Origin of the sequence: Shewanella sp. MM_2022_3 (genome assembly GCF_022557375.1) — a bacterium.
Lineage (GTDB): Bacteria > Pseudomonadota > Gammaproteobacteria > Enterobacterales > Shewanellaceae > Shewanella > Shewanella xiamenensis.
In genome coordinates this window covers 194,966-202,684 of sequence record NZ_JAKZGV010000004.1, presented here as the reverse complement: position 1 = coordinate 202,684, position 7,719 = coordinate 194,966, and the positions used below count along the sequence as shown (strand labels likewise).

7 protein-coding genes and 1 pseudogene are annotated in these 7,719 nt (G+C 48.8%); 5 read left to right on the top strand and 3 right to left on the bottom strand.

Annotation, left to right across the window (positions count from 1 at the left end; all coding sequences use genetic code 11):
- Positions 1-227: pseudogene (locus tag MMG82_RS04490) on the top strand (IS4 family transposase); the annotation flags it as partial.
- Between the two features lie 56 nt (positions 228-283).
- On the opposite strand, the gene MMG82_RS04485 reads toward MMG82_RS04490, so the two are convergent.
- Positions 284-2,275 carry a ligand-gated channel protein gene (locus MMG82_RS04485; protein WP_241406527.1) on the bottom strand — a complete coding sequence of 664 codons (1,992 nt, stop codon included), beginning with the start codon at positions 2,273-2,275 and terminating at the stop codon, positions 284-286.
- Positions 2,276-2,397: 122 nt separating this feature from the next.
- On the opposite strand from MMG82_RS04485, the gene MMG82_RS04480 reads away from it, so the two are divergent.
- On the top strand, positions 2,398-3,360 hold the full coding sequence (locus tag MMG82_RS04480) for a LysR family transcriptional regulator (RefSeq protein WP_241406526.1): 963 nt from the start codon (positions 2,398-2,400) through the stop codon (positions 3,358-3,360).
- A gap of 80 nt (positions 3,361-3,440) precedes the next feature.
- Positions 3,441-4,313 carry a patatin family protein gene (locus MMG82_RS04475; protein WP_099457271.1) on the top strand — a complete coding sequence of 291 codons (873 nt, stop codon included), beginning with the start codon at positions 3,441-3,443 and terminating at the stop codon, positions 4,311-4,313.
- Here the strand turns inward: MMG82_RS04475 and MMG82_RS04470 are convergent.
- Both MMG82_RS04470 and MMG82_RS04465 read right to left on the bottom strand, forming a co-directional pair.
- On the bottom strand, positions 4,306-5,241 hold the full coding sequence (locus MMG82_RS04470) for a LysR family transcriptional regulator (protein WP_241406525.1): 936 nt from the start codon (positions 5,239-5,241) through the stop codon (positions 4,306-4,308). The two genes, MMG82_RS04475 and MMG82_RS04470, sit on opposite strands and share 8 nt — an antisense overlap.
- On the bottom strand, positions 5,242-6,096 hold the full coding sequence (locus MMG82_RS04465; RefSeq protein ID WP_241406524.1) for an EamA family transporter: 855 nt from the start codon (positions 6,094-6,096) through the stop codon (positions 5,242-5,244).
- 197 nt (positions 6,097-6,293) lie between these two features.
- On the opposite strand from MMG82_RS04465, the gene trmL reads away from it, so the two are divergent.
- Positions 6,294-6,758 carry a tRNA (uridine(34)/cytosine(34)/5-carboxymethylaminomethyluridine(34)-2'-O)-methyltransferase TrmL gene (trmL, locus tag MMG82_RS04460; RefSeq protein ID WP_099457270.1) on the top strand — a complete coding sequence of 155 codons (465 nt, stop codon included), beginning with the start codon at positions 6,294-6,296 and terminating at the stop codon, positions 6,756-6,758.
- Between the two features lie 538 nt (positions 6,759-7,296).
- On the top strand, positions 7,297-7,716 hold the full coding sequence (locus tag MMG82_RS04455; protein ID WP_241406523.1) for a hypothetical protein: 420 nt from the start codon (positions 7,297-7,299) through the stop codon (positions 7,714-7,716).
- The last annotated feature ends 3 nt before the right edge of the window (positions 7,717-7,719 follow it).

Here is a 7,719-nt window from a genome sequence, read left to right as displayed (position 1 = left end):
AGAAAGCGTGGAAATTACTTTGGCTGAAAATGGAGGGACGTCCGTTACCTCAACAGGCACCCGATATGCAGTGGGCGTACGAGCGTCTGGCCAGATTAGGGGGTTGGAAAGATACCAAGCGGACAGGCCGGGCTTGTGTAGAGGTATTGTGGGAAGGATGGTTTAGGTTACAAACCATCCTTGAGGGTTACGAATTGGCCATGTCTCTCAATCACGAAGACTTGTGATCAAGAGACAGGCTAAAAGCTGGCTTTTTGTATTAAGCGACTAATTTTAAGCGCGGTTAAAAACTATAGGTCATACCTAACCAGTAACGGCGACCATCTTCAATATAGCCGTACTCATCTTGAGTAATCTCTTTATCGAAGGCGTTATAGATACCTGCGCTGAACTTAATGCTGTCGTTAACGCGATAGTTCGCACCCAAATCTAACAGCGTATAGGAAGGCGCAATCAAACTGCTTGAGGAAGGCCCAGTGGTTGGTTGGCTCTCTTCACCACGGTAGTTAACCCGCAGCCAAGTGCTTAACTTATCTATCGGCTCATAGTTAACCGACAATTGCACCAGATGTTTAGGTAGCTGGTTCAATGGACTCCCTTTGTAAGCGCCCGTTTTTTGCTCCGAATCGGTATAAGTGTAGTTACCCGTGAGCGCCAAGTTGCTGAGGATTTTATAGTCGATACTGAACTCAACCCCTTGGGTGACCGCCTCATCGATATTCACATAGGTGGTTGGGTCAGAACCAAACTGATTCGGCCCATCGGTACATTGAGTCGCAGGGCAAGCAACTCGAGTGATCTTGTCCTCAAACTCGTTATAAAACACGCCAGCACTGGTGGTGATGGAGTCGGTGAGATCCGTGTAAATGCCTAACTCATAGTTCACTGAGGTTTCGGGTTGCAAATCCGGATTACCATACATATTGCCGCCTCGGCTCACCTGCCCCCAATCTGGCACGGTTTGCCTTAGGCTCGGCGCCCGAAAGCCCGTCGACACACCGCCTTTTAAGGTAGTGTGCTCGGTCAGCCCCCAAACACCGTAAATCCGTGGACTAAGGTGGTCACCAAAGTTCTCATCATCGTCTAAACGCAGGCCCAAGGTTAAGGCAAAATTATCGACAATACGCCATTCATCTTCTGAGAACACCGACCATTGACGGCGACTAATATCGGTTAAGTCACTGACCTGATTACCAGTTTCATCGGTGAGATCTTGATAATTGAAAGCAGCACCAAAGGTTGCCGTATGACTTTCACCTAAAGTGGCGATCACACTGGTTTGAGCATCGGTATTCTTGATTTTCATCTTGCGGGACTTGTTATCGTACACTTCGTGCTTGATATAAGTATCCGATGTGCCAAAGTCCCAACGTCCGGTATGCGACAATGAAATCGTGCTGTTTTCATACTCGGTTGTCGACGATGCAGGGCAACCACTGCGGCCACAACTGGCCCCCGGCACTAATGGCGCAACGGTTTTCCCTAAGGTGCTGTCCAGTTCTTGGTTGGCTACGCCCACTTCTAACATAATGTCATGGTCTTGATTCGGCGTAAGGGCAAATCTGGCGGTGAGATTATCCGCATCACGGCCTCGGTAACCACCGTAGATATTATCTTCTTCACGCTGGGTATATTGGCCGTATAACTGCACGCCGAGCAGATCTTTAATCAAGCCACCGTTCACAAAAAAGTTGCCCTGATACACATTGCCCGAGGCCGACTTTTCCTGCAGCGTGGTGTCGAGGCGCAGTTCCCCCTGCCACTCATTGGGCACTTTACGGGTAATGATGTTGATCACCCCACCAATGGCGTCAGAGCCATAAAGCGATGACATGGGGCCGCGGACAATTTCAATCCTATCGATTGCGGCGAGCGGCGGCGTCCAAGCGCCTTCAACACCTGGACCATCGCTGTTGGTGCGGGTCTCGCGGGAAGACTGGCGTTTACCATCGACGAGGATCAACGTGTACTGGCTGCCCATGCCCCGTAGACTAATGTCCCGACGGTCGGCACCGCCAGTCACCACCACGCCGGGGACTTCTAACATGGCGTCGGTTAAGTCACGGTAAAAACGCGTATCAAGATCCTCTCGGGTGATGACGCTGATAGAAGCGGGCGCGTCACGTACTTGCTGCTCAAACCCTGACGCAGTAACGACAATTCTTTCCATCATCTTGTCTTGATCGGGTGCGGTATCCGCCAAAGCCTGAGTGGCTGGTAGCAATAATGCGGTTGATACTAGCTGTGCGAGGATCTTTTTACGACGTAACAACATAACCAACGAATCTCCCTTAACGGCTTTCTAAATGATAATAATTTTCAATACGGCAATGTATCCCTATGTTACAATCGGCTCAAGTTAGACTTTGAGTAATCACTTGTAAGAGTTGCTTAAGAATGAATAGAAATATGGTCAAGGGCATGATCGTGTTTGCCGCCATCGCGGAAAAAGGCTCGATGAGCGCTGCGGCAACACAGCTTAATCTGAGTTCATCGGCGGTGAGCCAACAAGTCGCAAAGCTTGAAATGGATATGGGAATTAGTCTGTTTCACCGTAATACCCGCCACCTGACACTCACAGAGGCGGGCACGTTATTCTATGAAAACTGCATTAAAATCATAAAAATAGTAGAAAGCGCCGAACAACAGCTGCACGCATTAAAGGGCACGCCTTCGGGGGAGCTTAAAATCGCCGCACCAGTCGGTTTTGGCGGTGGTTTACTCAGCCAGCCATTAGCGCATTTATTGGCGGCTCACCCGCAGATCAGTCTCAATCTGCAATTGCAGGACGGCCCAATTGATATAGTTAATGAAGGAATCGATCTGGCAATTTGCATCGGCCCTCTATCGGATTCGAACCTTATTGCTCGCCCCTTGGCAGATTGGCGTATGTTACTGTGTGTCGCCCCCAGCTATATTCCCCAGCATCAGAGCCTGCAACACCCTGACGAATTACAAGGGTTCAACCGTATTAGCCACAGCTATGCTAAGCCCGAGTTCTTAACCCATTTACAGACTCAAGAGCGAGTCGAACTCTCAGCCCAGCGCATCAACGTCAATAATATGCAGACGCTTATCCAACTCACTCTCGATGGATTGGGCTATGCCGTATTGCCAGAGCCCGAGGTGCATCAATACCTTGCATCAGGCCAACTGGTAACACTTTTACCCGAATGGTCGCTACGCACCTACAGCGTTTACAGCGTGACCTCGGCGCGGGACAAACAGCCCGCCAAAGTGAAAGAAGCCATCACTGCGCTCAGTCAATATTTTAGCCAGATGGATTTTAGCCCGCCCCCTGCATCACTGACTCAGTCCAGCGCCTGCGTGCACACGCCAAGATTAGCCATCCCCGCCTAACCGCTTGTTGGCAGGCGTTTCATTTATCAGGTGAGTTAGAGTATGCTGTTTTATCCATTTGATTAAGCAGTAGTAACGTAATGCAAGATGTGGCCTTAGTGTTAGAAGGCGGCGGCCTGAGGGCAATTTATACCGCCGGCGTGTTAGATGCCTTTTTGCAGCAACAATTGCACTTCCCCTATGTGATAGGTGTATCGGCGGGGGCGATTTATCCCGCTTCTTATGTTTCACGCCAATTTGGCCGCAATTTAAAAATTCAGCAGCAATATCTGCGGGATAAGCGCTACATGGGGCTACGCCACTGGTTGGCCACGGGTAATTACGTCAATACCGATTTTACCTATAAGCGCATGGCCTATGAGCTACTGCCTTTTGATTTTAAAACCTTTTTAACCAGTGGAACCGAGTTTAAGGTCGGGGCATTTAATTGCCAGACAGGACAAACCGATTACTTTGGCATGGCCGATTTTCAGGAGCACGACAAATTGCTCGACGTGCTGATCGCCTCCTCTAGCCTGCCTTTTATGGCCAATCCCTATCGGATAAACCACCAAACCTACCTCGATGGCGGTATCGCCGCGCCCATTCCGGTAGCGAAGGCGCAGCAAGAGGGCTATAAGCGGCAGGTGGTGATCCTGACTCAGGACGCAAACTATCGAAAATCGCCGATGAAGTTCAATTGGTTAGCTCGCAAGCGTTATCAAACATATCCAGCAGTGGCCGCTGCGCTCAAAGTACGCCACCAACGTTATAACCACTCCCTCGATGAACTCGCCCAAAGTGTTGCCAGCGGCCATACCTTTGTGATCCGCCCTGCTGCACCACTTAATCTCTCACGACTTGACCGCAATATCGATAAAGTGACCGCCGTATATCACCAAGGACTGGCGGATGGTCAGGCGATTTTGCCCAAATTGCAAGCTTGGCTAAACACTGGGGCAGATATCAGTTAGTGAGCGAAGCGCTGACTTTGTTAATAATCAGCTCCCGTAACCATTTATGGCTGAGATCGTGTTCAAAATGCTTATGCCACATCAGCAAATACGCACCGGGGATCAGTTTAATCGGCGAGGGTAAATACTTAAGATCAAACGACTTCATCACCGCTAAGGCATAACGGGAAGGAGCGCAGAGAATCAAATCGCTTTGCTCACACAGGGCAAGCGCACTCTGGAAGTCGGTCATATTCACCGCAATATCTCGTTTACGCCCTTGGATTTGCAGCACATCGTCTAACAACCAATATTCCAAGCCACCAAAGGCGACCTGTAATTGGCGATAGCTTAAAAAGGTATCGAGATTCCATTCCTGCGATAGTGCAGGATGGTCACTGCGCATCAGACACACTATGTAATCCTGAACTAATTCAACATAATGGAGATCGTCAGGAATATGGTTAACATGCATGGGCGAACGTTCATCCCATTCGCGGCAACCAATAGCCAAGTCGATATCGCAACGCAGCAATCTGTCCATGGTATCGAGCCGCCAGGTTTGGCAATTGATGCTCACACCGGGCGCCTGCGCCAATAGCGAAGGCATAAAATGTGGAAAGGTCAGCGAATAGGTGGTTTCGACCAGATGCATTCGAAATTGTCTTTGGCTTAAGGCGGGCTCAAAACTATCGGGCCGAGTAAATTGCGCTAATTGCTGTAAGCATTGGCGTAAGTCGGGCGCCAGCGACAGCGCCTTGGGCGTCGGCTTTAGCCCGTAAGCGGTACGCTCGAATAAGGGATCATCAAACACTTCGCGCAGGCGAGTCAATTGCTTGCTCACCGCCGACTGACTCAAATGCAGCCGCGCCGCTGCGGCCGTGACACTCTGCTCCTCGAGAAGGATTTCTAGTACGGGCAGTAAGTTTAAGTCTAAGTGTTTTAGCATTTAACCCCTCGCTTTTAAGGGACTCCACCTCAATTTTTGCGGCAACTTCATCAGCAGCAGCGACAGTAAAATCACTAAAATCCCCGCCCACTGCCGCATATCTAAGGTTTCACCCACAATCAATACGCCTAATGATACGGCAACCACGGGATTGACTAAAGCTACCATCCCCATGATTTCTGGTCCTAAATTTCGCATCGACCAGAGCCAAGCCCAATAAGCCACCGCGGTATTGGCAATAACAAGCCAGATTAACGAGGGAACCACATTCATACTCGGTATCTGTGGCGGCCCCGCCATAAACCACGCCAGCGGGATCAACATCAATCCCCCCAAAAACAGTTGCCAAGCGGTGAGCACTAAAAAGTCACCCACATCCCAGCGCTGCATCCAGCGGGAAGAAAAGGCAATCAGAGTCGTCGCGCTCAATATACATAGGACACCAATCGGGTCGAGATCCGCCGAGGGATTAAGCAATAAAATCACCCCACCTAGTCCCATTAAGCCGAGCAGTAACCACTTCATCCCCGGGCGTTTTTTATCAATCAGCCAAGCGAGGATCAAAAAGATTAATGGCAATGTCGCCCCCAGCGTACCCGCGACGGCACCCGGTAGCCGATAAGCACCGATAAACAGCAGCGCAAAGAAGGCGCCAATATTACAAAACGCCAGCAAGCTTAATTTAGACCAAGCCAGCGTTGGTAAACGTGGGCGCAGCATCAGCAGCAATATGCCCGCAGGCAGCGCACGCCAAACCGCCACCCAGTAGGGCGACATCTCCTGTAAGTAAAGACTCACCAGTGCATAGGTGGTCCCCCAAAACACAGGGGCGAGTAACGCAATCACAAAGGGCATAATGACTTCTTAAAAAGTATCTTGATATTGAGATATATTACTTTGAGAGAATAAAACAGGCAAGTGCTGAGATAAGGTTAATAGGGAGAAAAGAAAAAGGAACTCGCGTTTATGCCGCTTTAGATATGCGCACGCAGAGCTGCGCTTAAGGCTTGTTTGCCGTATAATCGGGCGTCATTTTTTATAGGCGGGCAAGCATGTTCCATATCGCACTCTATGAGCCAGAAATCGCACCCAACACGGGTAATATAATTCGCCTTTGCGCAAACAACGGCAGCCAACTTCATCTAATTGAGCCACTTGGATTTGATTTTGAAGAGAAAAAACTGCGCCGCGCGGGCCTAGACTATGCCGATTTAACCAATGTGACTCGCCATAAAAACTTTGAGGCCTTCCTCGAGGCCATGGCTGGCAAACGCATTATGGCCTGTACTACTAAGGGCAGCCGCCCGCATACTGAACTCAGTTTTGCTAAGGATGACGTGCTGCTATTTGGCCCTGAAACCCGCGGTTTACCTATGTCGATTATCGAGTCGATCCCGACCGAGCAGCGATTACGCATCCCCATGGCGGCCACCAGCCGCAGCCTCAATCTCTCCAATGCCGTGGCGATTATCAGCTACGAAGCTTGGCGTCAGCTCGGATTTGAAGGCGCAATTTAATACGCAGGAGGATTAGGCTGGACTTCACCAGCCAATTTTCCAATCACACAGCCATCCACGCAGAAAGATTGCTTTAACTCAATTCACACCAAGCCAGATACCTTTGCCACTAGGTGTGAGTTGTCATTGTTTCTCCCGTAACACGCCGCAGTTGTATTTAACAGAGTTGTCCCTATAGGCTCGACGACCACACTTTGTGACAATATGCCAGCAATTTCACTGCAACTGACAACGGCTTACATCACTCCGAAAGTAGTCTTATCTCAGCAACTCCCAATCACTATGGGACGATATACCTCGTTTTAAATACCACATTTTAGAAGGAATTAGCGTAATTTATTGTCTTACATTTAGTCCCTGCGACTGTTGATGATTCTTACTTAAGCCATTTTGACTCGGGCAAGTTGTAGGCAAACTGAAAGTGCATTATGTTGTTGATTTAAGATGGGTGACCAGATTTATTTTATGCGGAAAATTTGTAGTAGCGTTGTCTGCCCCTTAAACGGGCGTTATGTGGATTAATATGGAGATTTTTTAGATGGTAGATGTAGGAGCAATATCCGCAGGTCTAACCTCGATAAAAATGGCATTAGAAATAACGAAAGAGCTTAGAAATATTGATTCTTCGTTAAAAGATGCAGAAGTGAAGCTCAAGCTTGCAGAACTGATTGAAGCTCTATCGGATGCAAAAATTTTAATGTCTGAAATGCGCGAGGAAAATCAGGAACTCAAACTGAAAATTAAAAAGTTGGAAAATCAGCTAGATCAAGCTGATGAAGTTATTTTTGAGAAAGGACACTACTTTTTGAAATCGCCTAGAGAGGGGCTGGCTTCTGGTCCTTTTTGTGCAAAATGTTACAGTGATACTGGTAAGCTTATTCCTGAGTCCGAGCTTCCAAGAACATTTCATGATCTCGGCAAGTATAAATGTCCCAAGTGCGGTTCTGTAACGATGTAATCC

Coding starts and splice junctions, on each gene's coding strand:
- MMG82_RS04485 (WP_241406527.1), bottom strand. CDS start 2,275: ATGTTGTTACGTCGTAAAAAGATCCTCGCACAGCTAGTATCAACCGCA.
- MMG82_RS04465 (WP_241406524.1), bottom strand. CDS start 6,096: ATGCCCTTTGTGATTGCGTTACTCGCCCCTGTGTTTTGGGGGACCACC.
- MMG82_RS04475 (WP_099457271.1), top strand. CDS start 3,441: ATGCAAGATGTGGCCTTAGTGTTAGAAGGCGGCGGCCTGAGGGCAATT.
- MMG82_RS04480 (WP_241406526.1), top strand. CDS start 2,398: ATGAATAGAAATATGGTCAAGGGCATGATCGTGTTTGCCGCCATCGCG.
- MMG82_RS04455 (WP_241406523.1), top strand. CDS start 7,297: ATGGTAGATGTAGGAGCAATATCCGCAGGTCTAACCTCGATAAAAATG.
- trmL (WP_099457270.1), top strand. CDS start 6,294: ATGTTCCATATCGCACTCTATGAGCCAGAAATCGCACCCAACACGGGT.
- MMG82_RS04470 (WP_241406525.1), bottom strand. CDS start 5,241: ATGCTAAAACACTTAGACTTAAACTTACTGCCCGTACTAGAAATCCTT.